We start from the raw sequence: 23813 nt of genomic DNA, 5'->3' as shown, positions 1-23813 counted from the left end.
TCAGTGCTGAAGCCCGCCTTTATCGCGTCAGTTCGCGATGCCGGCCGGCAGCTGCATGGTGATGCAGTGCAGGCTGCCGTTCTGCCAGATCAGCGGGCGGCAGGGCACCTGCACCACGACGCGGCCCGGATGCGCCTCACCGACGATGCGTGCGGCTTCATCGTCGGCCTTGTCGCCATAAGCCGGCATCAGCACGGCACCGTTGACGATCAGGTAGTTGGCGTACGACGCGGCCAGGCGGCGGCCTTCGTCGACGATGGGCTGGGCCCACGGCAACGGGTAGAGCTGGTACGGGCGGCCATCGGGGGTGCGCAGGGCGGCCAGTTCGGCGGCCATCTTCTGCAGTTCGTCGTGATGCGGATCGCTGGCGTCGTCGCAGGCCTGGAACACGATGCGGTCGCCGGGTGCGAAACGAGCCAGGGTGTCGATGTGCGCGTCGGTGTCGTCGCCTTCCAGATAGCCGTAGTCGAGCCACAGAATGCGCTTGGCGTGCAGGCTGTCGCTCAGGATGGCGCTCATCGCTTCGCGCGACTGCTCGGGGTGGCGCTGGGTCAGGCAGCGCCAGGTGGTCAGCACCGTGCCCTCGCCATCACTTTCAATGCCGCCGCCTTCCAGCGCCCAGTCGATGCGCTTGTGTGCGGCCTGGCCGAACACCCCGGCCTGCACCAAGCCGCCGATCAGTGCATCGTCCTGCTCGGCGCCGAACTTGCCGCCCCAGCCGGTAAAGCGGAAATCGGTGAGCTGGAAGGCGCCATGGCCATCCTTCAGCGTGATCGGGCCGGAATCGCGCAGCCAGGTGTCGTCATACGGCAGCTCCACGAAGCGGATGCGCGACAGATCCACGCCCGCGGTGCGCAGCTGCTGTTCCGCATGAGCGCGCAGGGCCACATCCGCGACCACGATAATCAGCGATTGAAAGCGGGTGACGGCACCGGCCAGAGCTACATACGTGGTTTCGACCTGGGCCAGGCGCTCGGCCCAATCGGTGTCGGCATGCGGCCAGGCGATCAGCACCGCTGACTGCGGCTCCCATTCCGCCGGCAGGCGCAGGGTGGAGTTGGTCATGGAGAACTCGCGCTTCAGAACGAATGAAACGCGAATTGTAGGGGAGCGGCGGCTGAGGGACGAGTTATCCCGCCCCTCAGCTTCGCGGGATCAGTTCACCGAGGCCGGATTCTTGTTGTTGCCGGCAGGCGTATTGAGCACCGAATGGATCACATGGCTGTGCTCGAAGTACACGATGAAGTTCGAGTAATCCCAGCGGTTGATCACCGGATGCTTCTGGCTGTCGCCGCCACGGGGCGAGAGCTTGCGCTGCGGAGCGCCGTATTTCTTTTCCACCTGCGCCATGCTCAGGCCGCGCTGGGGCAGGTCCATGCCCTTTTCCTGCTGCACGCGGTTGACCAGCAGGTTGTCGGCCCGCGCCGGCTGAGGCGCGGAAACACCGGCTGCGGCGAGCAGCATGATCATCGGCAGGCTGATGCTTAACTTGTACATGGTCCCCTCTCCACGCTGGCGGGGCACAGTCCAGGCTGCGCGTCCGCACGTTAACCCGGTGTGCCGGTAATGTGTCCCCAAGATCCGCGCCAGCGTACCCCGAAACAACGGTGTGCGCGGCGCAATGCGGCGTCGTTGTAGCAGAACCGGAGGGGCTATTCCACGCACAACAGCTGCGACTGCGATGGGGTAAGCATTTGCTGCGGTTATCATGTGCGGCTGCGGGCGGCTGGACGCCCGGTACGGATAGGCTTCGCCCATGATCGTTTTTCGCCATTTCGCCCTGCGCCGCGGCAGCCGGTTGCTGTTGTCCGATATTGACCTGGTCATTCAAAGTGGCTGGCGGCTAGGCGTGATCGGGCGCAACGGCTGCGGCAAGTCCAGCCTGTTCGCGGCGCTGCAGGGACAGCTGGAAGCTGATGCCGGCGATCTGGACCTGCCGGCCAAGCTGCGGCTGGCTTCGGTGGCGCAGGAAACCCCGGCGCTGCCGGACCCCGCCATCGACTATGTGATGGGCGGCGATGTGGAGCTGGCTACCGCCCTGCGCGACGAACTGGATGCCCAGGCGCGCGGCGACACAGAGGCCATGGCCAAGGCCCATCACCGTATCGAGGAGCTGCACGGTTACGACGCCCGTGCCCGCGCCGGCCGCCTGCTGCACGGTCTGGGCTTTGCGCCCGAGACGCACGAGCGCGCCGTCAAGGAATTCTCCGGCGGCTGGCGCGTGCGCCTGAACCTTGCGCGTGCGCTGATGGCGCCGTCCGAACTGCTACTGCTCGACGAGCCGACCAACCATCTCGATCTCGACGCCGTTCTGTGGCTGGAAGAGTGGCTGCGCCGCTACCAGGGCACCTTGCTGATCATTTCGCACGACCGCGAATTCCTGGACGGCGTGATCACCCACACCCTGCATCTCAACGACGGCGGCGCCAAGCTCTACAGCGGCAACTACAGCGCTTTCGAACGCTTGCGTGCCGAGCACCTGCGCCAGCAACAGATCGCGCACGAGCGCGAACAGGCCGAGCGCGCGCATCTGCAATCCTTCATCGATCGCTTCAAGGCCAAAGCGAGCAAGGCCAAGCAGGCGCAGTCGCGCGTGAAGCGGCTGGAGAAGATGGCCGGCACCGAAGCCGTGCGTGCCGAACGCCCGTTCCATTTCCAGTTCGCCGTGCCGGATCGCTTGCCCGATTCGATGCTGCAGCTGGAAGAAGTGACCGCCGGCTATACCGGTGAACAGGGCGAAGCGCCGAGCGTGATCCTGCGCGACGTGCGTTTTCGCCTCGAAGCCGGCGAACGCATAGGCCTGCTTGGCCCCAACGGCGCCGGTAAATCAACCCTGGTGAAGACCCTGGTGGGTGAGCTGGCCGTGCTCGGTGGCGAGCGCAAGGCACACAAGGATCTGAAGATCGGCTACTTCGCCCAGCACACGGTGGAAAGCCTGCACGAAGGCTCTAGTCCGTTCGATCATCTGCAGGACAAAGCACCGGGCGTTGGCGCGCAGGCGATGCGGGATTTTCTCGGCACCTGGAATTTCGCGGGCGATCGCGCTTTCGAATCTGTCGATGGCTTTTCCGGCGGCGAGCGCGCGCGTCTCGCGCTTGCGCTGATCGCCTGGGACAAACCGAACCTGCTGCTGCTTGACGAGCCGACCAACCATCTCGACCTGGACATGCGCGAAGCGCTGGCCGATGCACTGGCCGATTTCGACGGCGCGCTGGTGCTGGTCTCGCACGATCGTCATCTGCTGGGCATGGTCTGCGACAGCTTCTGGCGTGTGGCCGATGGCGTCGTCGAAGGATTCGATGGCGATCTGGACGACTATGCACGCTGGTTGCGCAGTCGCGGTTCGGCCAACAAGAAGGCTGAAAAGAAGGCAAAAGCCGCTGCTGCCAACAAGCCAGTGATGCCGACAGAGACACCCGAAGAGCGTCGTCGCAACGCCGCTGCGGACCGGGAGGGCGAGAAAGTCGCACGTCAGCGCGTCAAGAAGATCGAAACGCGCGTCGCGACCATCGAGACCGAACTCACGACGCTGGAGAGCAAGCTGGCCGATCCCTCGACCTATAACGGCTCCACCACTGAGCTGATGAAGCTCGGCCAGCGCCAGACCGAGCTGCGTCGCGAGAAGGAAACGCTCGAAGGCGAATGGCTGGAGCTCTACGAGCGGCTGGAAGCCTGAGCATGAGTGACGCGATTGCGAGGCCGCTGGTACTGTGGTTGCCGGATCTGCCTCGCTTCGAGCCGTCGCACCCCATCCGCACACTGCTGGCACGTGGCGATCGCGTCGGGGATGGACCGAAAGGTTATCTCGCTGGGCTGGCCGGATACTTCAAATGTCCGAATGGCTTCTCCGCTGCCGCACTCACCCGCGAGATGCTGGCCGGCGACGCAGCGGACGCCGCCTGGCTTTGCGCCGACCCGGCATGGATACAACCCGACCTCAACGGCGCGCGCCTTCTGGCCTGCGGGCAAATGCAGTTGAGTATCGATGAGGCCCAGGCGCTGGCGCGACCACTGAAGCCAGTCTTCGGCGATGCCGGCATGATTCTTGAGCTCAGCTCGCCGGATCGCTGGCACGTCCGCCTGCCGACCCATAGCCCGGTGCCGGATTTCGCCGCGCCGGAACAGGCGCTGGGTGAAGACCTCTACCAGCATCTGCCGCAAGGCGCGGATGGTCGTCGCTGGCGCGCGCTACTCACGGAAGTACAGGTGCTGTTGCATCAGCATCCTTTGAATGCCGAACGGCGCGAACGCGGGCTGGCGCCGGTCAATAGCTTGTGGCTATGGGGCGGTGGCCGCTTGCCGAATCGTGTGAACAGTGGGCTGGCGGCGGTGGTTGCTGACGATCTGCTGCTGGGTGCCTTGGCCAAACGAGCCAACGTCACCATGTTGCCGCGCACGCCGGCTTCGTTTCAACAACTGCGGGCGGGTTGGTTGCTGGATCTACAGGATCTCCCAGTGGACGATCTCACCCGCGAATGGTGGCCGCGCTTGCAACCGCTCGCGGCACAGCAGCCGCTAATGTTCTCTTTCGCCAGCGGCGAGCGCTGGTTGTATCGCCCCTGGCATCGCTTCCGTTTCTGGCGCGGTGGCGCACGATGAGTCAGCTGACGCTGTGCCGCCGTGCCCTGCAAGGTACGCCCAGCGGTTGGAGCGACGCCGTGCATCCGGTGCTGCAAAACATCTACGCCGCACGCGGCGTGCTGACACCCGCGCAGGCGGATCATCGGCTCGCTCAACTGCTATCGCCACAGCAATTGGGTGGCACGGAACGCGCGGTAGATCTGCTGCTCGAGGCGATCCGTGACGACTGGGCGATCCTTGTCGCTGGCGACTACGACTGCGATGGCGCCACCGGCACGGCGGTGGCCGTACGTGGCTTGCGCCTGCTTGGTGCGCGCCAGGTCAGTTACGCCATACCGAATCGCTTTGTGCACGGTTATGGCCTGAGTCCCGCATTGGTGGATTCGTTGCAGCCGAAGCCGCAATTGATCATCACCGTCGACAACGGCGTCGCCAGCGTGACGGGTGTCGCGGCCGCGCAGGCGTTGGGTATCCGTGTGATCGTCACCGACCATCATTTGCCCGGCGAGCAACTGCCTGCGGCGGATGCGATGGTGAATCCGAATCTGGCTGGCGATGGCTTTTTGAGTAAAGCCTTGGCCGGCGTTGGCGTGATGTTTTATCTGCTACTCGCCTTGCGTGCCCGCATGCGGGAGCAGGGTGCATTTGAATCAAGGCCCGAACCGGATCTGTCCGTGCTGCTGGATCTGGTGGCGCTGGGCACGGTGGCTGATCTGGTGCCACTGGATTTCAACAATCGTGTGCTGGTGGAGGCGGGCCTCAAGCGCATCCGCGGCGGACGTGCCTGTCCCGGCATCACCGCGTTGGTCGAATCGGGCAAGCGCAGCCTTGCCACCTTGTGTGCGAGCGATCTTGGTTACGCCGTCGGTCCGCGCCTGAATGCGGCCGGGCGTCTGGAAGATATGCGCCTGGGGGTGGAGTGCCTGCTGACCGACGATGCGGCCAAGGCGCGTCGCTATGCCGATCAGCTCAGCGCCATCAATCAGGAGCGCCGCGAGCTGCAGGCGACGATGGTGGCCGAAGCGGAAGTGATGGTTGGGCTCGTAGGCAGTAGCGATGCGGTGGGCGTGGCCTTGTTCGAGCCGTCCTGGCATGCGGGCGTAGTGGGCCTGGTAGCGTCCAAGTTGAAGGAGCGCCTGCATCGCCCGGTGATTGCTTTCGCGCCGGCCAGCGAAGACAACACAGAAGAACTGCGCGGTTCGGCGCGGTCCATCGCCGGCTTCCACATCCGTGATGCACTAGCAGCCATCGATGCCCGCCAGCCCGGCTTGATCGAGCGCTTCGGTGGCCATGCGATGGCTGCCGGTTTGAGCCTCAAGACCGACGACTATCCACGCTTCGCCGCAGCCTTCGATGCCATCGCCCGCGAATGGCTGGATGACGAGCGTTTGCAGGCGGTGCTCTACACCGACGGCGAATTGCCTCCCGGCAGCGCCACCCTCGAACTCGCCCGCCAGCTGCGCTACGCCGGGCCATGGGGGCAGGCCTTCCCAGAGCCGCTGTTCGACAATGAATTCGAATGTGCCAGCTGGCGTGTGATGGGCGAGAACCATCTGCGCCTCAGTCTGTGCGATCCGCGCGACGGCCACCTGCTCGATGCGGTGATGTTCAATGCCTATACCGGTCAGCCGCCGCCGTCTCGCCTGCGTGCCGCCTACGAGCTGACCATCAACGACTGGCAGGGGCGCGAAACACCGCGTTTGCTGCTGCGGCACATCGAGGCGATCTGAACATCGCTCAATGGGCGTAGTTCAGAGCGATCGCCGGCGTCACGGTGGTGGGGCTGTGACGTCCGGTGAATACGCGCACACCGATCAGCACACCTAGCTGGCTACTCCAGTTGTATTCGATGGCGGGAGCGAAGCCAAAGGTTTCGCTGGGATGAGAAGCGGAACGGATGTTCTCCTGAAATCCGCTGACAGCATCTGTGCGATAGCCGCGCACGCGCGTTTCGTCCGAGCGCCGATAGGACAGGTCAAAAGCCAGCACCCAGCGCTGCGTCAGGCTGTATTCCCATGCAGCATTGATGAAGAATGCGTTCCCCGATGAAGCGGTTCCTCGAAAACCGTCGGGTGTGCCGTAGACACTCACATCCTCGACGTGTACGTGGCGAGAGAAAGACCGGCCGACATTGAAGCGCATGCGAAGAATGCGTCCACTGGGCATCCATAAATAGGTCTGGGTGTTGATCTGTAGTGTCGTGGTGTACGCACCGGCGCCTTGCCCGTCCGCCAGCCGCTGGCCGAGTCGGTCATAGCGACCGGTGGGGAAGGTCTCCTGGATCATCAGCGCAATGGTGGGGAGGGCGCTGCCTTCGTGGAATTGGGTGAGGCCGTACTGTGCAAGCAGGCTGACGTCGCCAACACGCACACCCGAGCTCACAGGGCCATCGTTGGGCCGGTTGTAGCCGAACGTGGGAATCGCGCCGACCGTCAGGCGGTCGGTGACGCCGTACTCCATATAAGTCAGCGAACCGAAGCTGTCGCCCTGCGAGGAACGCACATCGTAGAGATAGGGCTCGATAAGGTAGTGGCCTTGCGGAAGCGTCGCGGCGTTATTCGCCATCATTGGGCCGGTCCACCACGCTTCGTCGAGTGACTGACGAACCGGGGCGGGCAATGCGACGTCCGCTTGAGGCTCAGAGACGGGTGCCGTGGCACATGCGAGTCCGGACAAGGACAACAGGCTCCAGCCGAGCATGGCCAGGTGAATGCGCCCATCACGCATTCCGATCATGCTTTGCCCTGCTGAGCGAGGTGTCGCAAGACCACGATGCAGTGCCGCCACCAAGAGCTGCTGCCGGGCGTAGTGGGTTTATCGCTTTCGAGATCCGGCGTGCTCATGCGCCCGTTGTTGGTGGTGAGCAAAATCTTGCCCTGATCACCGGCGGAGCCATCAGTGATGCTTTGCGGGCGAGCGCGCGGCACCGCGACAAGCAAAGCCACTGGGCCATCGCCCATGCCGCGATAAGTGGGATAAGCGGGCAACACACGGTTGCTGATTGTGGCATGGCTCATAACGAATCCTGGGTTTTGCGCCGCGTTTCTCGCGACGCTTCTGCCAGGACAGGAGACCACGGTGACTGGAAGTCACGCTGTCAGAATATTTAGCGATCCACCGAGCGACCGCGTGCTACGCGCGTTTCATGTGCAAGCAGCCAGCGCTTGCGTTCGATAGCGCCGCCATAGCCGGTAAGGCTGCCGTTTGCACCAATGACGCGATGGCAGGGCACGATGATCGAAATCGGATTGTGTCCGTTGGCGAGACCGACAGCGCGGGATGCCTTGGGATTCCCCAGTCGTGCAGCGAGCACGCCGTAGCTTTCCGTTCTGCCGAATGGAATGGCGTTCAGTGCCTGCCATACCGCGGTTTGGAATGAGGTGCCGCGCGGGGCGAGCGGCATCTCGAAACGATGCAGCTCGCCGGCGAAGTAGGCATCCAGCTGCGTCTTTGCCGGTTTGAGCAATCTGTCGTCGCGCCGCCATTCGCTCCCGATCTGTGGGCCGTACTTATGGTCTGGCATGTAGAGCCCGCCGAGCGCTTCGCCGTGGCTTACCAGCAACAGTTCTCCGATAGGACTTTCGTGCGTGGCGAAGTAGATGGTCATGCGCAAGACGGGATGCGAAGGGATAGGGGATTAACCCCGCTTCGCCGCTCGGAGTAAAGCGTCTTCGCTGTGATGGATGGTAGATAGCTAAAGATTCCGACAGCGACCGGCATGGCCTGATGGTTTCCTACGCATGCGTCCTTCCGTGGGATGCGATCACTCGAGGCCAAGGCGGCTATGCGCACAACGACATTCGTTCTTCTTTTGATTTTCCCGATGCTTTCGACCGCCGTGCAGGCGACGGATGCCGACAGCTCAGTGCAAGCCGCCGAGCACCTGATCCAGACTCACTATGCGCATCGCGACCGCTTGGCCACAATCCATCGTGTGCTGGGAATCGATCGGCGCCTGGGCGCCTATCGGGCGGCCGCCTCGGATGCCGAGCTGGTTGCAAGGGTCAATGCCGATCTGCGCGTCGCGTCGAAGGATGTCGACCTGCGTCTGATGCTGAAAGACACTGGAGAGGCAGCGCGGAGCGCTGAGCAGGGTGGCGAGGTGTGCAGAGGGCGCAGCAATAAGCCCTCACGCACGCCAAGGATTGCCTACTTCGACATCGACGCGCATCTCCGGCTGGCGGTGCCCACCTGCTCGCCGGCGTGAGCTTTGCGTGTGTTGTCCCGTTCTTCACGCGCCCTAGCTCTCACTGCAACAAGCGTCGCGCTTGGATGGCGCCATCTCATCCATCAGGAGAAGGCTCATGATCGTGCAGATGACTGGCTTGCCGCCGGGCGTGCTCGGCTTCACCGCCCATAACCAGGTGACCGCTGCGGACTACGAGCGGGTGATCGTGCCGGATATCGAGGCCGCGTTCGCCATCGACCCCAAACTGCGGGTGATTTTTCATATCGACGAGGACTTCACCGGCTTCGATGCCGGCGCGATGTGGGATGACGTAAAGCTGGGTTTCCGCCATTTCAGCGGCTGGGAGCGTGCCGCTCTGGTCACCGATGTCGGCTGGTTGCGTGCGTTGTCGAAAGCCCTAGGTTTCCTCACCCCGGGCCAGTTCCGCCTGTTCCAGAATACCGAGCTGCAAGAAGCCAGGAACTGGGTCAGCACGAAGTGAGTGGCCAGTGCCCGGTAGGCAAAAATTCTTGTTGCGCACCGCAGCAGAGTATGCGTAAAGTCGGCCCATGACTTCCCGTATCGCCAGCCTGCGCCTCACCGACACCGTTCCTGCGATGCGTGTTGTCGCGGTCGCGAACGGGCTGAATAACAACGCCAATAATAATCCCCGCATCGACGGGTGGGCCGGCGTGTAGACACAAAAAAAAGTCTCCAGATCACGCAAAAGGGCCCGCCAACCGCGGGCCCTTTTTTTATTTCAGCGCGCTGTATTTCGCGTTATCCAACCCTCGAGGAGTGCAAGACCATGTGTTCCATCTTCGGCATGTTCGACCTGCAGCCCGGCGACGACCTGGCCGCGCTACGCCGCCAGGCGCTGGAGCTGTCCCAGCGCCAGCGCCACCGCGGTCCCGACTGGAGCGGCGTGTTCGTGGATGCCGGGGTGATCCTGGTGCACGAGCGTCTGGCCATCGTGGATCCGGCCAGCGGTTCGCAGCCGCTGCGTTCGCGCGACGAGACGCTGGCCCTGGCGGTCAATGGCGAGATCTACAACCACCGCGAACTGCGCGCAGCCAGCGATTACGACTTCACCACCGGCTCGGACTGCGAGGTGATCAACGCGTTGTATCGCCAGCACGGTGCGGAAGGCTTTATCGAGCATGGCGTGTCACGGCTCAATGGCATCTTCGCTTTCGCCTTGTGGGACAGTGAAACGCAGCGTTACCTGATCGCGCGCGATCCCATCGGCGTGTGCCCGCTGTATTGGGGGCACGATGCAGAAGGGCGCTTGTGCGTGGCGTCGGAGATGAAGGCACTGTCCGGAGTCTGCGCCGACGTAGATACCTTTCCGCCGGGGCATATCTACGACAGTGCCAGCGGCGAGTTGCGCCGCTATTACCACAAGCCCTGGCGGGACTATGCGGTAACCCGCGGGCAGGACCTCGCGCCGGGTACGTTGCGTGAAGCCTTCGAGCAGGCCGTGCACCGGCAACTGATGACGGATGTGCCTTATGGCGTGCTGCTTTCTGGTGGCCTGGATTCTTCACTGGTGGCCGCCTGCGCTGCACGCTTCGCCCGTGAACGCATCGAGGACGACGACCGCAGCGAGGCCTGGTGGCCGCGCCTGCATTCCTTTGCGATCGGCCTGGAAGGCTCGCCCGATCTGGCCGCCGCGCAGATCGCCGCCGATGCGCTGGGCACTGTGCACCACGGCTTCATCTACACCTTCTGGGAAGGGCTGGACGCTTTGCCGGAGGTGATCCGCCATATCGAGACCTATGACGTCACCACCATCCGCGCCTCCACCCCGATGTTCTTGCTGGCCCGCCGCATCAAGGCGATGGGCGTGAAGATGGTGCTGTCGGGCGAGGGCTCGGACGAGATCTTCGGCGGCTATCTGTATTTCCACAAAGCGCCGTCGCCCGAAGCCTTCCACGAGGAAACCGTACGTAAGCTTGATGCCTTGCACAGCTTCGACTGCCTGCGCGCCAACAAGTCGATGATGGCCTGGGGTGTTGAGGCACGTGTGCCGTTTCTGGACCTTGAGTTTCTTGACGTTGCGATGGGCCTGGATGCCAAACACAAGATGGCAGGGCAGGGCCGTATCGAAAAGGCGGTACTGCGCGAAGCCTTCGAGGGTGCCTTGCCTGATTCGATCCTGTGGCGGCAGAAGGAGCAGTTCAGCGACGGCGTGGGCTACGGCTGGATCGATGGCCTGAAGGCTCATGCCGAGCAGGCGGTGAGCGATCGCGAGTTCGCCGCGGCCACCACCCGCTTCCCGCACAACCCGCCGGCCACCAAGGAGGCTTATCTCTACCGGCGCATCTTCGAGCAGCACTTTCCTGGCGCAGCCTGTGCGGCCACGGTGCCGGGCGGCAAGTCGATCGCCTGTTCCTCGCCGGCGGCGCTGGCCTGGGATCCGGCGTTTGCCGCGGCAGCCGATCCCTCGGGGCGCGCGGTACGTGGCGTGCATCAGCAGGCGCTGGCGTAAGCCGACGCAGTCAGGCAGCGCCGATCAGCCGCGAGGCATCGCGCTGCCGATGGCCCAGGCGATGACGGCCATGGCGACAATGACCAGCAAAATCACCGCGAGTCCGCCGCCGATAGCGGTATAGGCGGCCTCGCGGCGGCGCCCGCGCCGGAGCAATAAGGTGATGCGCCAGACCGCCGGAAACATCAGCAACGCCAGCGTCCATAGCACGCCGGGCGTACTGCTCAATCCACCCGTGTGCAGCGCTTCGTCCATCCATGTCAGCCATCCGAGGGCGATAGCGGCACCTGCCAGCGCCAGCGCAACGCCGATCAGCAGGCAGGCCACTCGGCGAGTCCGGAAGGGTGTTGAGGGCTGGGCGGGCAATTCGGCGGCGGTCGGCATGGGCATTGGTCGAAACAGGGTGGCGCGCAACATAACAGCGTAGCCGATGGTGACGTATCGCTGCCCCTCACCGCAGCGGCGCAACGGTCCCGTCTGCTATCCTTGCGGGTCTTTGCCCACCATCACATTCCCATGATCGAAACCAATCCGATCCTCGCGCAGATCGCGGACCTCAAGGGCCGTGTCGAGTCGCTTAGGGGGTATCTTTGACTACGCCACCAAGCGTGAGCGTCTGGAAGAAGTAAGCCGCGAACTGGAAAGCCCCACCGTGTGGGACGATCCGCCGCGTGCGCAGGAACTGGGCCGTGAGCGTGCCCGCCTGGACACCATCGTCAGCGGCATCGACTCGCTCACCTCCGGCCTCGCCGATGCCGGCGACCTGCTGGAGATGGCCGCCGCCGACAACGACGAAGAAACCGTGCAGTCCATCGTGACCGACCTCGGCAAGCTCGACGCCCAGGTGAGCAAGCTGGAATTCCAGCGCATGTTCTCCGGCAAGATGGACGCCAACAACGCCTTCGTGGACATCCAGGCCGGCGCCGGCGGTACCGAGGCGCAGGACTGGGCCGAAATCCTGCTGCGCATGTATTTGCGCTGGTGCGAATCGCGTGGCTGGAAGACCGAGCTGCTGGAAGTCAGCGGCGGCGACGTGGCTGGCATCAAGTCCGCCACCTTCCGTGTCGAGGGCGACTACGCCTACGGCTGGCTGAAGACGGAGATCGGCGTGCATCGCCTGGTGCGCAAGAGCCCGTTCGACTCCGACAACCGCCGCCACACCAGCTTCACCTCGGTGTTCGTGTCGCCGGAAGTGGATGACGACATCGATATCGACATCAATCCGGCGGACCTCAGGACTGACGTGTATCGTTCGTCCGGCGCCGGTGGTCAGCACGTCAACAAGACCGAATCGGCCGTGCGTATCACCCATATCCCGACCAATACGGTGGTGGCCTGCCAGACCGAGCGCAGCCAGCATGCCAACCGCGACCGCGCCATGAAGATGCTGGCCGCCAAGCTGTACGAGCTGGAGGTACAGAAGCGCAACGCCGAGAAGGATGCGCTGGAAGCGACCAAGTCCGACATCGGCTGGGGCAGCCAGATCCGCAACTACGTGCTCGACCAGAGCCGTATCAAGGATCTGCGCACTGGCATCGAGCGCTCGGACACGCAGAAGGTGCTGGACGGCGACCTTGACGAATTCGTCGAGGCCAGCCTGAAATCCGGTCTGGATGCGGGCGCCAAGCGCGTGGACGCGTAACCTGTCCGTCATCGTTCCTCACCAACGACGAGGTGCCCGTATGAACAGCAGCAAGATGGCCCGGATTCTGATCGCCTGCGCGACGTTCACAGCTTTCAGCGGCACGGCGGGTGCGCAGCAGGAAAACTCCTCCGGCCAGGGCATCAAGCAGGATGCAAAAGCTGCCGGCAGGGCGGTCGGCGATGCTGGCCGCGACGTCGGACATGCGACCCGGGATGTGGCCGTTAAAGTTGGGCACGGTGCGCGCGATGCAGGCGTCAAGGTTGGGCACGGTGCGCGCGACGTAGGTGTCAAGGTTGGGCATGGCGCACGCGATGCAGGTCGAGGCATCGGCCACGGCGCGCGCGAAGGCTGGGATGCTACCAAGCACGCGACCAAGAAGGTGTTCGGCAAAGACGATTGACGGGGCGTTGCGGGGAAGAGCGTTCTCTCCCGCCCGGCCATCAGATGACCCATGAAGATGCGCCCGCCATCTGCGCGAGCGTCAGCAGCTACGGAAAACCCATGAGTGAACCGACCGATATCCCGCCCATCGACGAGAACAAGCTGATCGCCGAGCGTCGCGAGAAATTGAACACGCTGCGCGGGCAGGGCATTGCCTTCCCGAACGACTTCAAGATCGACAACTTCGCTGGTGATCTGCAGAACGAGTACGCCGACAAGGATGCACATACTGCCGAAGCCATCGACGCCCTGGCGCGTCGGGTGAAGGTCGCCGGCCGCATCGTGCTCAAGCGCGTGCAGGGCAAGGTCAGTTTCGTGCAGATGCAGGACATGACCGGCCGCATCCAGCTGTTCATCCATCAGGGCACGGCAGGCGAGGCGACCTACGAGGCGTTCAAGGGTTGGGACGTAGGTGACATCGTTGGCGCCGAAGGCGTGCTGATGCGCACCAAGACCGGCGAGCTGTCGGTGAAGGTCGATGCGTTGCGCCTGCTGACCAAGAGCCTGCGTCCGTTGCCGGACAAGTTCCATGGCCTGGCTGACGTGGAGCAGCGTTATCGCCAGCGTTACGTCGACCTGATCGTCACCGAAGAAGCGCGCCGCACCTTTGCACAGCGTTCGCGCATCATCGGCTTCATCCGCAAGTGGCTGGAGGAAGAGCCGCGCCGCTTTATGGAAGTGGAAACGCCGATGATGCACATCATCCCGGGCGGCGCCACGGCCAAGCCGTTCGTCACGCATCACAACGCGCTGGATATGGATCTGTTCCTGCGCGTGGCGCCGGAGCTGTACCTCAAGCGTCTGGTGGTCGGCGGCTTCGATCGCGTGTACGAGATCAACCGCAATTTCCGCAACGAGGGCGTGTCCACCCGGCACAACCCCGAGTTCACCATGCTCGAGCTGTATCAGGCGTACGCCACCTACACCGAGATCATGGATCTGACCGAGGCGGTGATCCGCGAGTCCGCGAAGAGCGTGATCGGTACCACCCAGCTGACCTGGGACGGCGCCGAGATCGATCTTGGCCCGGCGTTCCGCCGCTGGTCGATGGAAGACGCCGTGCTGGAGCACAACCCCGACATCCGCCGCGAAGAACTGCGTGATCGTACGGCCATGGCCGCGCACGCCAAGCGTCTCGGTTGCCACGTCAAGGACAGCTACGACTGGGGCAAACTGTTGCTGGAAATCTTCGAGAAGACGGTGGAGCACACCTTGGTGCAGCCGACCTTCATCACCCAGCATCCAGTCGAAGTCTCGCCGCTGGCGCGCGAGAGCGATACCGACCCAGGCATCACCGACCGCTTCGAGCTCTTCGTCAACGGCAAGGAGCTGGCCAATGGCTTCTCCGAGTTGAACGACCCGGAGGATCAGGAAGCACGCTTCCGTGCGCAGGTAGCTGCCAAGGACGCGGGCGATGACGAAGCTATGCACTTCGACGCCGACTACATTCGTGCACTCGAAGTCGGCCTGCCGCCTACCGGTGGTCTCGGCATCGGCATCGATCGCCTGGTGATGTTGCTGACCGGTGCATCGTCGATCCGCGACGTGTTGTTGTTCCCCTACATGCGTCCAGAGGCATAAGCGATGCGCCGGTTCCTGGCCCTTGCGTTATTCGCGTTGGCCGGGCTGTCGCCGGCGCTTGCTTCAGCCAAACATCACGACGAGCGTCGGCCGGCCGATGGTCTGGTGGACGCGACCGTCATGATCATTCGTCATGCCGAAAAACCGGATGAGGGCGCCGGATTGACACCTGCGGGCGAGGCGCGCGCCCGCGCCTATGTTGACTACTTCAAGCATCTGACGCTCGGCGGGCAAGCCGCTATGCCAGATACCTTGGTGGCGACCGCCGACTCCAAGCACAGCATGCGACCACGCCTGACCATCAAACCGTTGAGCCAGGCGCTCAGCCTGCCGGTCGATAACCGCTACAGCGACGATCAAGTCAAACCGCTGGTCGAGTCGCTGCGTTCCGACACGCATGGGCGCCGCATCCTGATCTGCTGGCATCACGGGGAAATCCCCGCGTTGATCGAGGCATTCGGCGTTGATCCGAAAACGCTATTGCCCAAGGGCAAGTGGCCCGCCGATGTTTTTGGCTGGCTGGTGGTAATGCATTTCGATCATCAGGGGCGGTTGATACCGGGTGCCACCGAGCTGGTGCAGGAGCATCTGATGCCTGACGACACCTCCGCTCCGGCAAACGCCTTGTAGGAGCGCACCCTGTGCGCGAAAGCCCTGCGTTAGCGGGGCCGCTTTTGCTACACCGGAAAAGGGCATAGCCCTGCTTGCGCAGGGCTTTCGCGCGCAGGGTGCGCTCCTACAACTATGCGTTGCCGCAGCAATGGGCGCAGTCGGCTAAAATCGCCGTTTCCTCTGCGCGGAACCTTAGCCATGTGGTACGCCATCGTCGGCACCGACGTCCCCAACTCGCTGGAAGCGCGCCTGTCGGCGCGGCCGGCGCATCTCGAGCGCCTGAAGCAATTGCAGGAGCAGGGCCGCATGTTGCTGGCCGGTCCGTTCCCGGCCATCGATGCGGAAGACCCGGGTCCGGCCGGTTTCACCGGCAGCCTGATCGTGGCGGAGTTCGCCTCGCTGGCCGATGCGGAAAGCTGGGCCAAGGCCGATCCGTATGTGGCGGCCGGCGTCTACGCTAGCGTGTCGGTCAAGCCCTTCCGCAAGGTGTTGCCCTGATCATGACCACAGCCATGGTCGAGCAGATTCGCGGCCGCCTGCAGGCGGCCCTGGCGCCGCTGGAGCTGGACGTGCTGGACGAGGGCTACAAGCACGCAGGCCACGCCAATGACGGCAAGGGGCATTTCCACGTGCGCATCGTCAGCACCGCCTTCGCTGGCCAGCTGCCGCTCAAACGCCACCGCATGATTTACGCGGCGCTGGAAGGGCTGATGGACAACGGCATCCACGCCCTGTCTATCGATGCTAAAGCACCTGATCAGTAAATTTGTTTAATAACATTAACATAGCGTGTATTCTTAAGATTACACCTATTGTCAAAATGCATTGCGACCCCGCTTCGCGTTTGGCACAGTGCCTTGTCGCCCACGGTTGCTGGGTCCCCTCTAGAGTTTCCGCGGATTCCGCATGCGCCTGACCACGATCAAACTCGCCGGCTTTAAGTCCTTCGTCGATCCGACCACCCTGCATCTGCCGACCAATATGACCGGCGTGGTGGGTCCGAATGGCTGCGGCAAGTCCAACATCATCGACGCCATCCGCTGGGTAATGGGCGAAAGCGCGGCCAGCCGCCTGCGTGGCGACTCGCTCACTGACGTGATCTTCTCCGGCTCCAATTCGCGCAAGCCAGTGGGCCAGGCCACGGTCGAGCTGATCTTCGACAACGGCGACGGCACCATCCAGGGCGAGTACGGGCAGTACGCCGAGATCTCGGTGAAGCGCCAGGTGACGCGCGACGGGCAGTCGGCGTACTTTCTCAATGGTGCGCGCTGTCGCCGCCGCGATATCACCGATCTGTTCCTGGGCACCGGTCTGGGGCCGCGCAGCTACTCGATCATCGAGCAGGGCATGATCAGCCAGATCGTCGAGGCTGCTCCAGACGAGCTGCGTGTGCATCTGGAAGAGGCCGCAGGCATCTCCAAGTACAAGGAGCGCCGCAAGGAAACCGAGAGCCGCATCAAGTCCACCCGCGAGAATCTGGACCGCGTGAAAGACGTGCGCGACGAAGTGGACAAGCAGCTCGAACACCTCAACCGCCAGGCCCGTGCCGCCGAGCGCTGGAAAGCCTTGAAGGAAGAGCAGACCCGCAAGGAAGCCGAGCTGCGCGCGCTGGAATACCGCGGCCTGAAGAGCCAGCACGATGGCGAAGGCGCGGGACTCTCCGCTGCCGAAACCGAGATCGAAAAACACGTGGCCGAACAGCGTCACGTCGAAGCCCAGCTGGAAAGCGTGCGCGAGCGCCACACCGCGGCCAGCGAACATTTGAACGTGGTGCAGGGCGAGGTCTACAAGGTCGGCGCCGAGATCGCCCGCGTCGAACAGCAGGTGCGCTTCAACAAGGAAACGGCCGAACGTCTGCAGCGCGCCCATGGCGACACCGAACGTGAACACGCCGAGCTGGCCGCGCACATCACCACCGACCGTGATCAGGTCGAAACGCTGCGCATGGCCCTGGCCGAAGGCGAGCCGAAGCTCGAAGCCCTGCAGCAAATGCAGGACGATACCGCCGACGCCCAGCGCGATACCGAAACCAAACTGGCCGACTGGCAGCAGCGCTGGGACAGCTACACGCGTACTGCTGGTGAAGCGAGCCGCGCGGCGGAAGTGGAGCGCACCAAGCTCGCCTACCTCGACCGCCAGGCGATCGACCTGTCCAAGCGTCGCGAGGCGCTGGACGCCGAGCAGAAGGCTACCGATGTCGCCGGTCTCGACGCCGCCTCCGAACAGTTGCATCAGGAACACGACACCCAGCGCGAGCGTGTCGAATCGCTCGGGAGCCTGCTCGACCAGCACAAGCTGAGTCACGAGAAGGTGCTGGACGAAGAGCGCCAGGTGCAGTCCGCGCTCAATGAGGCACGCCAACAACTGCAGACCGCCCGTGGCCGTCAGGCGTCGCTGGAAGCGCTGCAGCACGCTGCGTTGGGACAGGAGGAGAGTGCTGCCAGTGGTTGGCTGTCGCGTCTCGGCCTGGACAAGTCGCGCCGTCTCGGCGAGGCCTTGCAGGTGGAAGCGGGCTGGGAAACCGCCGTGGAAACGGCGCTGGCAGGTTTCCTGGATAGCGTGCTGGTCGATGGCTCGCACGCGCTCGCCAACGAGTTCGGTGGCCTCGAAAACGCTGATATCGCCTTGCTCGATGCCGCGGAAGGCGGCGTCAACACGGCCGGTACGTTGGCAGCGCACGTGCGTGGTCCGGCCGCAGCGGTCGCCATTCTCAGCCACGTGCTGACCGCCGAGAATCTGCAGGAGGCCGACCAGCGTGTCGCTTCGCTGTCCGCCTTGGCCCCGTACCAGTCGGTGATGACCCGCAGCGGCGAATGGCTGGGTCCGGGTTGGGCGCGCGTGCGTCGGGCGCAAGGCAACCAGGTGGGCATCCTGGCCCGTGAGCGCGAGATGCGGATGCTGGCCGAGCAGATCGCCACGCTGGAAGCGCACATCGAGGAAGCTACCGGCCAGCTCGACGATCTGCGCACGAACAAGTTCGAGGCTGAGCGTGCGCGCGACGACGCGCAGCGTGAGCTGTACAACGCCCATCGTCGCCAATCCGAACTGGCGGGTCAGCTGCAAAGCCATCGCGGCAAGATGGAAACCGCCCGCGCCCGTGCCGAGAAGGTGGCTGGTGAGCTGGGAGACCTGATCAACCAGCTGGACGAGTTGCAGGGCCAGACCCGCGAAGCGCGGGCGCGCCTGGACGAGTCCGTCGGCAACATGGGCGACCTGGAAGACCAGCGCCGCGAGCTTGAAAACGAACGCCGCGCCTTGCTCGAAGCGCGCGAAGAAGCCCGCATGAACGCCCGCGAGGCCGCCGACCAGGCGCATGCGCTGGCGCTGGGCATGGAATCCAAGCGTTCCGCACTGAGCTCGCTGGAGCAGTCGCTGTCGCGCATGGACGCCCAGATCCGCCAGATCGAAGCGCGCCGCACCGAGATCACCGACCAGCTGGCCGCTGGCTCCGACCCGATCGCCGAGCTGGAAGCCGAACGCCAGACCTATCTCGACCAGCGCCTGTTGGTGGATAAGCAATTGGTCGAAGCGCGTCGCGCACTGGAAGATTGCGACGCGGAATTCCGCCGCCTGGAGCAAGAGCGCCAGCGCATCGAGCAAGGCCTCAACAAGCTGCGCGAAAGCCTTTCCGAGAAGCGCCTCGCCGCGCAGGCGCTGCATCTCCGCGCCCAGCAGCTGGCCGAAGCCATCTCCGCTTCCGGTCTGGAGCTGGAGGCGCTGCTGGCCGAGCTGGCCGAAGATATTGATGCCGGCCAGTGGCGTTCGCAGCTCACCGATATCGCGCAGAAGATCCAGCGCCTGGAGCCGGTCAACCTGGCCGCGATCCAGGAGCATGCCGAGCAGAGCGAGCGCAAGAACTACCTCGACAACCAGCTAGCCGACCTCGCCAGCGCCATGGAAACGCTGGAAGGCGCGATCAAGAAGATCGACCGCGAGACGCGCCAGCGCTTCAAGGAAACCTTCGACCGCGTCAACGCCGGCGTGCAGGAGCTGTTTCCGCGCCTGTTCGGCGGCGGCCATGCCTATCTGGAATTGACCGGCGACGACCTGCTCGACACCGGCGTAGCGATCATGGCGCGCCCGCCGGGCAAGCGTGTGTCCAACATCACCCTGCTGTCCGGCGGCGAGAAGGCGCTTACCGCGGTGTCGCTGGTGTTCGCCATCTTCGGCCTCAACCCCGCGCCGTTCTGCCTGCTGGACGAGGTGGACGCGCCGCTGGACGAAGCCAACGTGGGTCGCTTCTCCAGCATGGTGCGGGAGATGAGCGAGAAGGTGCAGTTCATCTTCGTCAGCCACAACAAGGCCACCATGGAAGCGGCCTCGCAGCTCTGCGGCGTGACCATGCGTGAACCGGGCGTGTCGCGCCTGGTGCAGGTCGACCTGGCCGAAGCGGCTAAACTCGCCGGCGCAGCCTGAGGAGAATGTCTATGACCGTGCAACCCGTGCTTGCTTTTGCGTGGAATCCCGCGGTTGGTATTCCATTGTTGATCGTCGGCCTGATTGTGCTGGCGCTGATCTGGCTGTTCGGCCAGCCCAGGAAAGAGCAGGGCAAGCGCCGTGTCATGCCGGGATCGGGCAACGAGGAGCGTCGTGAGCCTACGTTCGGCGATGCCGATGTCGCTGATGGCGAGCGCCCCTTCAGTGCGCGGGACGACTTCCGCCTGGACGGTGTCGACCAACCTGCGCCAAAGCAAGGCGAGCTGGACATGGGGTTGCGCGAGGAACTCGAGCGTCTCGGCGCCACGCTCTCCGGCGAGCGGGTGGCCGCAGCCCCGCTGATCAAGCCGTCGAGCGCTGCCGCTTCCATCATCGAAACCCTGCGCGCGCCACCGGAACAGCTACTGGCCGATCCGCTGGCCAAGGTGGCCGCGCCCGAGCCATCGCTGCGTAGTACCGCGCCTGCGCCCGCACCGGCTCCGGCTCCCGCACCACGTGTGCCGCCGCGCTCCGATCTGGGCCGCCGTCCCGCGCAACTGCCCGTCGAGCGCATCGTCACCCTGTTTGTGATGGCCCGCGAAGGTGCTCCCTTCAACGGTGCCGATCTGATCGTCGCGGCGGAAAAGGCCGGCCTGGAATTCGGCGACATGGGCATTTACCACCGCTTGGTCGACGGCAAGCGCGAGCAGGGTCCGATCTTCAGCGTGGCCAACATGCTCAAGCCGGGCAACTTTGACCTGAGCCGCCTCGATGCGCTGCGCACACCGGGCCTGAGCTTCTTCATGACCCTGCCTGCGCCGATTCCTGCGCTCGATGCCTGGGACGCCATGCTGCCCACGGCGCAGCGCCTGGCCGAGCTGCTGGACGGGCAGGTGCTGGACGAAGAACGCAACGCTCTGGGTCGCCAGCGCATCGCCCATATCCGGGACGAACTGCGCGGCTGGGACCGCGATCACGAAGGCAAAGAGATCATTTTCGGCCGCTGATATCGGCCGAAATGGGTGGGGTGTCCGGGGAAATGCAAAAAAAACCCTCAAAAACCCATGTCTGAAGACATATTTGTGCACTAACGTCTTGGCGTAGTCGCTCGCTTGCCATACATTCCACCTGCCGAAAGGCACACCGGTTACCCAAACCCACCAATAACTACGGGGAATGTATGGCCAAGAAAGCCGCCAAGAAGACCACTGCCAAGGCCGCCGCCAAGCCGGCCGCGCTCAAGCCGATCAAGGATGCTCTGAGCAAGTCCGGGCTGGTCGCCCACATCGCTGAAGCCAGCGGTGTCGTGGCCAAGGACGTACGCGCTGTGCTGGCTTCGCTGGAACACGCCGTGGCTGGCTCGGTGCACAAGAAGGGCGCAGGCTCCTTCACGTTGCCGGGTCTGCTGAAGATCTCCGCGATCAGCGTTCCGGCCAAGCCGAAGCGCAAGGGCATCAACCCTTTCACCAAGGAAGAGCAGTGGTTCGCTGCCAAGCCTGCTTCGGTGAAGGTGAAGATCCGCCCGCTGAAGAAGCTGAAGGACGCCGCCGCCTAATTAGCGGTTGCGAGAAACGCGGCAGCGAAAGCTGCCGCGTTTTTTTGTGTCTTGGTGCCGGACGCCGGGTGCGATGCATTCTGTCGGTGGATGACTACATCGAATAGCGTGGCTTTCCCGCTTACGGCCGGGGAGGGTGGGCTTGTTATAGTCAAGAGCCCACGCATGGAAAGCTGAAGCGCCGCATGGAAAAAATCGTTGTCGGTACCAACGCGTCGTCGCCACGCACCTGGCGCGTCATCGTGCTTGAAGACGACGAGGTTCTGCGCGAGCACATCCTGATTCCAGGTCTTATCGATTACGGCTTCGCCGTTACCGGCGTGCGCACGTCGGCCGATCTATACCGGCATATGCTTTCCAATCAATACGACATCGCCGTACTGGATATCGGGTTACCCGGCGAAGACGGCATCACTGTGGCCCAGCATCTGCGCCAGCTGTCCTCCATGGGTATCGTCATGCTCACCGGAAACCACGAACGCAGCGATCACATTCGCTCGCTCGTGGCGGGGGCGGATACCTATCTGTCCAAGCCGGTAGATATCGAAGTGCTTGCCGCCAGCCTGCACAGCCTGGCGCGTCGTTTGCGGACACCCATCGCGGCCTGTTCTGAAGAGAAAGCTGCCTATGACTCGGTCCCCTCGCGTGCGGAGTGGCGCCTGGAAACGAACGACTGGTGTCTGGCAACACCCCGCAACGCCACCATCGCGCTGTCGGGTTCGGAGCGCTGTGCACTGCAACTGCTCATGGCGGCCAAGGGTGCAGCCGTCTCCCGTGAGGAGCTTATCGCCACGCTTTGCAACGACGTCTATGACTTCGACCCGCATCGTCTGGAAATGCTGGTGTATCGCCTACGCCGCAAGGCTCGGGAACAGAGCGAGTCGCTTCCATTGGTGACAGTGCGCGGTGTTGGCTATGCCTTCATCGTTGACCAGAACGATGCCAATGATGCGTTGATATCCGTCAGTAGCTAATTTCCAGCTCGCCGCTGCAAAGGAACCTTCAGCGTAAAGCGCGTTCCCCGCCCCGGTGCACTGTCCACTTCGATGACACCGCCACAGTCATCCATCACGCGACTTACTACGTCGAGCCCAAGCCCGGTTCCTTGATGGACTGGCTTGGTGGTGTAGAACGGCTCGAAGATGTGCTGGCGAATCTGCGGTTCCATGCCCATGCCGGTATCCGTTAGCGTCAGCACCGCATAGCCATTTGTGGCGTCACTATCTGTTGAGATGCGCAGACGGCCGCCACTCGGCATGGCATCGCGTGCATTGGCGGCGAGATTCAGCAGCATGAGCTCGAACCGGCTGCGATCCATGAGGACGGGGAGCGCCACATCGGGTGCGTGCTGTAATTCCACCCGCACCCGTGCACCGCACAATTGCTGCAGCATAGGAGCGAACTCCCGCAATACCAGGTCCGCATCGAAGTGCTCCGGTTGCCCCCTATCATCACGCGAAAACGTGAGGAGCCGGCGACTTACTGTCATGGCGCGCCGCGTCGCTTGCTCGATACCTTCCAGAGCTTCCAGCAACGCACGAGTGCCCGCGCCTGCCAGACGCTCGCGCGCAGCTGCATAGCCGAGGATCACGCTGAGAATATTGTCGAAGTCGTGGGCGATCCCTCCCGCCACGCGGCCAACGGCCTCCATCTTTTGAGCATGGAACAGTTGCGATTGCGCGCGCTCGCGTTCTGCGATCTCCGCCACCAACTGCTCGCCACGCGTCTTTGATTCCTTCAGGGCTTTGAGTAATGCATGGACACAACGATCGATGACGACCGTAATGACGAGATAGCTGAGTACGACGGATGGCGCATTGCCGAAAGCGATAGCTATTGGCTTTCCGGTCACGGCGAGGCGATGGGCGTCGACCGCCATGCCAATGCCAAAGACCACCTGCAATGTTGAAAATATCGTCCATAGCGCTTGGCGACCAAGCACCAGGCCACCAACAACCAGGCTCAGCAGAATGTGCGTCTGATCGAACATGAGCAACTGAAATCCGACTGCCAGGGCGCTGGCTGCCATGCCGAGTAGAAGCATTGAAAGAAACAGCGTGATGGCCAGGTGGAACTTGCCACAGCGAACCAGCGCAAAGGCAACTCCAGCTGATAGCGCCGTCGCCATGTCAGCGGCAAACAGCACATCGATCCCGCGGGTGGCGGGCAATCCCACTATCAGAGCGTGATAGAGCCAGTTGGCGGGAAGCATGGAAGCCATGAACAGTAGAAGGAGCTGCATGGCGCGGGCGTGGCGTCGATATAGCGGGTTGCTCTGGGGTGACATATCTAGCCAATTCGCTATCGCATCCATCCATGCTTT

General features: G+C 63.5%; 24 protein-coding genes. 17 read left to right on the top strand and 7 right to left on the bottom strand.

The genetic code is table 11. The annotated features are described in order from the left end of the window. Positions 1-27 precede the first annotated feature (27 nt). Positions 28-1065: an agmatine deiminase family protein gene (locus tag BM338_RS15510; protein WP_090452222.1), complete on the bottom strand. Its 1038-nt coding sequence runs from the start codon at positions 1063-1065 to the stop codon at positions 28-30. Positions 1066-1155: 90 nt separating this feature from the next. After that, the gene (locus BM338_RS15505) at positions 1156-1497 is read right to left on the bottom strand and encodes a hypothetical protein (protein ID WP_090452220.1); all 342 of its coding nucleotides are present in this window, start codon (positions 1495-1497) and stop codon (positions 1156-1158) included. A 259-nt stretch (positions 1498-1756) separates the two neighbouring features. Here BM338_RS15505 and BM338_RS15500 point away from each other — a divergent pair, with 259 nt between their 5' ends. From BM338_RS15500 to recJ, 3 genes are read left to right on the top strand one after another with little or no spacing between them, the layout of a single operon-like run. Beyond that, positions 1757-3676 (top strand): ABC-F family ATP-binding cassette domain-containing protein, encoded by a 1920-nt coding sequence (locus tag BM338_RS15500; RefSeq protein WP_090452218.1) that lies wholly within the window; start codon positions 1757-1759, stop codon positions 3674-3676. A 2-nt stretch (positions 3677-3678) separates the two neighbouring features. Beyond that, positions 3679-4599 (top strand): phosphoglycerate mutase, encoded by a 921-nt coding sequence (locus BM338_RS15495; RefSeq protein WP_177229381.1) that lies wholly within the window; start codon positions 3679-3681, stop codon positions 4597-4599. Continuing rightward, entirely contained in the window at positions 4596-6311 is a 1716-nt protein-coding gene (gene recJ / locus BM338_RS15490) for a single-stranded-DNA-specific exonuclease RecJ (protein ID WP_090452216.1), read from the top strand. Before BM338_RS15495 ends, recJ begins: the two co-directional genes overlap by 4 nt. Before the next feature lie 7 nt (positions 6312-6318). Here recJ and BM338_RS15485 read toward each other — a convergent pair whose 3' ends face one another. The 3 genes from BM338_RS15485 to BM338_RS15475 all read right to left on the bottom strand — a co-directional run bounded on the left by BM338_RS15485 (position 6319) and on the right by BM338_RS15475 (position 8188). Continuing rightward, positions 6319-7317 carry a transporter gene (locus BM338_RS15485; RefSeq protein ID WP_255367336.1) on the bottom strand — a complete coding sequence of 333 codons (999 nt, stop codon included), beginning with the start codon at positions 7315-7317 and terminating at the stop codon, positions 6319-6321. Next, the gene (locus tag BM338_RS15480; protein ID WP_090452214.1) at positions 7314-7598 is read right to left on the bottom strand and encodes a hypothetical protein; all 285 of its coding nucleotides are present in this window, start codon (positions 7596-7598) and stop codon (positions 7314-7316) included. Before BM338_RS15480 ends, BM338_RS15485 begins: the two co-directional genes overlap by 4 nt. Before the next feature lie 89 nt (positions 7599-7687). After that, the gene (locus BM338_RS15475) at positions 7688-8188 is read right to left on the bottom strand and encodes a methylated-DNA--[protein]-cysteine S-methyltransferase (RefSeq protein ID WP_090452210.1); all 501 of its coding nucleotides are present in this window, start codon (positions 8186-8188) and stop codon (positions 7688-7690) included. 177 nt (positions 8189-8365) lie between these two features. Between BM338_RS15475 and BM338_RS15470 the strand changes: the two genes are divergently transcribed. The 4 genes from BM338_RS15470 (at position 8366) to asnB (ending at position 11240) form a co-directional block, all read left to right on the top strand. After that, the gene (locus BM338_RS15470; protein ID WP_177229380.1) at positions 8366-8788 is read left to right on the top strand and encodes a hypothetical protein; all 423 of its coding nucleotides are present in this window, start codon (positions 8366-8368) and stop codon (positions 8786-8788) included. Positions 8789-8885: 97 nt separating this feature from the next. Then, positions 8886-9251 carry a SpoIIAA family protein gene (locus BM338_RS15465; RefSeq protein WP_090452206.1) on the top strand — a complete coding sequence of 122 codons (366 nt, stop codon included), beginning with the start codon at positions 8886-8888 and terminating at the stop codon, positions 9249-9251. Between the two features lie 67 nt (positions 9252-9318). Further along, the gene (locus BM338_RS21835; protein ID WP_255367335.1) at positions 9319-9447 is read left to right on the top strand and encodes a hypothetical protein; all 129 of its coding nucleotides are present in this window, start codon (positions 9319-9321) and stop codon (positions 9445-9447) included. A 110-nt stretch (positions 9448-9557) separates the two neighbouring features. After that, complete coding sequence (gene asnB / locus BM338_RS15460) at positions 9558-11240, top strand: asparagine synthase B (RefSeq protein ID WP_090452204.1); 1683 nt, start codon at positions 9558-9560, stop codon at positions 11238-11240. Positions 11241-11264: 24 nt separating this feature from the next. Here asnB and BM338_RS15455 read toward each other — a convergent pair whose 3' ends face one another. Beyond that, positions 11265-11624 carry a hypothetical protein gene (locus BM338_RS15455; RefSeq protein WP_143109320.1) on the bottom strand — a complete coding sequence of 120 codons (360 nt, stop codon included), beginning with the start codon at positions 11622-11624 and terminating at the stop codon, positions 11265-11267. A 132-nt stretch (positions 11625-11756) separates the two neighbouring features. Between BM338_RS15455 and prfB the strand changes: the two genes are divergently transcribed. From prfB to BM338_RS15405, 10 genes are all read left to right on the top strand, one after another. Next, a protein-coding gene (gene prfB / locus BM338_RS15450) for a peptide chain release factor 2 (protein WP_143109319.1) occupies positions 11757-12882 on the top strand; the annotation gives its coding sequence in 2 pieces (ribosomal slippage) (positions 11757-11831 and positions 11833-12882; 1125 coding nt in all). A gap of 40 nt (positions 12883-12922) precedes the next feature. Continuing rightward, positions 12923-13285 (top strand): hypothetical protein, encoded by a 363-nt coding sequence (locus BM338_RS15445; protein WP_090452200.1) that lies wholly within the window; start codon positions 12923-12925, stop codon positions 13283-13285. A 101-nt stretch (positions 13286-13386) separates the two neighbouring features. After that, complete coding sequence (gene lysS / locus BM338_RS15440) at positions 13387-14907, top strand: lysine--tRNA ligase (RefSeq protein ID WP_090452198.1); 1521 nt, start codon at positions 13387-13389, stop codon at positions 14905-14907. Between the two features lie 3 nt (positions 14908-14910). Beyond that, positions 14911-15537, top strand: a complete 627-nt coding sequence (locus tag BM338_RS15435) for a flagellar basal body-associated protein FliL (protein ID WP_218156361.1) — start codon at positions 14911-14913, stop codon at positions 15535-15537. Positions 15538-15717: 180 nt separating this feature from the next. After that, positions 15718-16017, top strand: a complete 300-nt coding sequence (locus BM338_RS15430; protein WP_090452196.1) for a YciI family protein — start codon at positions 15718-15720, stop codon at positions 16015-16017. A 2-nt stretch (positions 16018-16019) separates the two neighbouring features. Then, positions 16020-16283 (top strand): BolA family protein, encoded by a 264-nt coding sequence (locus BM338_RS15425; protein WP_090452194.1) that lies wholly within the window; start codon positions 16020-16022, stop codon positions 16281-16283. Between the two features lie 142 nt (positions 16284-16425). Beyond that, entirely contained in the window at positions 16426-19935 is a 3510-nt protein-coding gene (gene smc / locus BM338_RS15420) for a chromosome segregation protein SMC (protein WP_090452192.1), read from the top strand. A gap of 11 nt (positions 19936-19946) precedes the next feature. Further along, positions 19947-20942: a cell division protein ZipA gene (gene zipA, locus BM338_RS15415; protein ID WP_090452190.1), complete on the top strand. Its 996-nt coding sequence runs from the start codon at positions 19947-19949 to the stop codon at positions 20940-20942. Positions 20943-21115: 173 nt separating this feature from the next. Continuing rightward, positions 21116-21490, top strand: a complete 375-nt coding sequence (locus BM338_RS15410) for an HU family DNA-binding protein (RefSeq protein ID WP_090452188.1) — start codon at positions 21116-21118, stop codon at positions 21488-21490. Positions 21491-21675: 185 nt separating this feature from the next. After that, complete coding sequence (locus BM338_RS15405; RefSeq protein WP_090452185.1) at positions 21676-22464, top strand: response regulator transcription factor; 789 nt, start codon at positions 21676-21678, stop codon at positions 22462-22464. Here the strand turns inward: BM338_RS15405 and BM338_RS15400 are convergent. Next, positions 22461-23732 (bottom strand): sensor histidine kinase, encoded by a 1272-nt coding sequence (locus tag BM338_RS15400; RefSeq protein WP_177229379.1) that lies wholly within the window; start codon positions 23730-23732, stop codon positions 22461-22463. The two genes, BM338_RS15405 and BM338_RS15400, sit on opposite strands and share 4 nt — an antisense overlap. Positions 23733-23813 lie beyond the last annotated feature (81 nt).

The organism is Dyella sp. OK004 (assembly GCF_900114495.1).
GTDB lineage: Bacteria > Pseudomonadota > Gammaproteobacteria > Xanthomonadales > Rhodanobacteraceae > Dyella_D.
The sequence above is the reverse complement of the archived record's forward strand: the minus strand, read 5'-3'. Positions and strand labels throughout refer to the sequence as shown.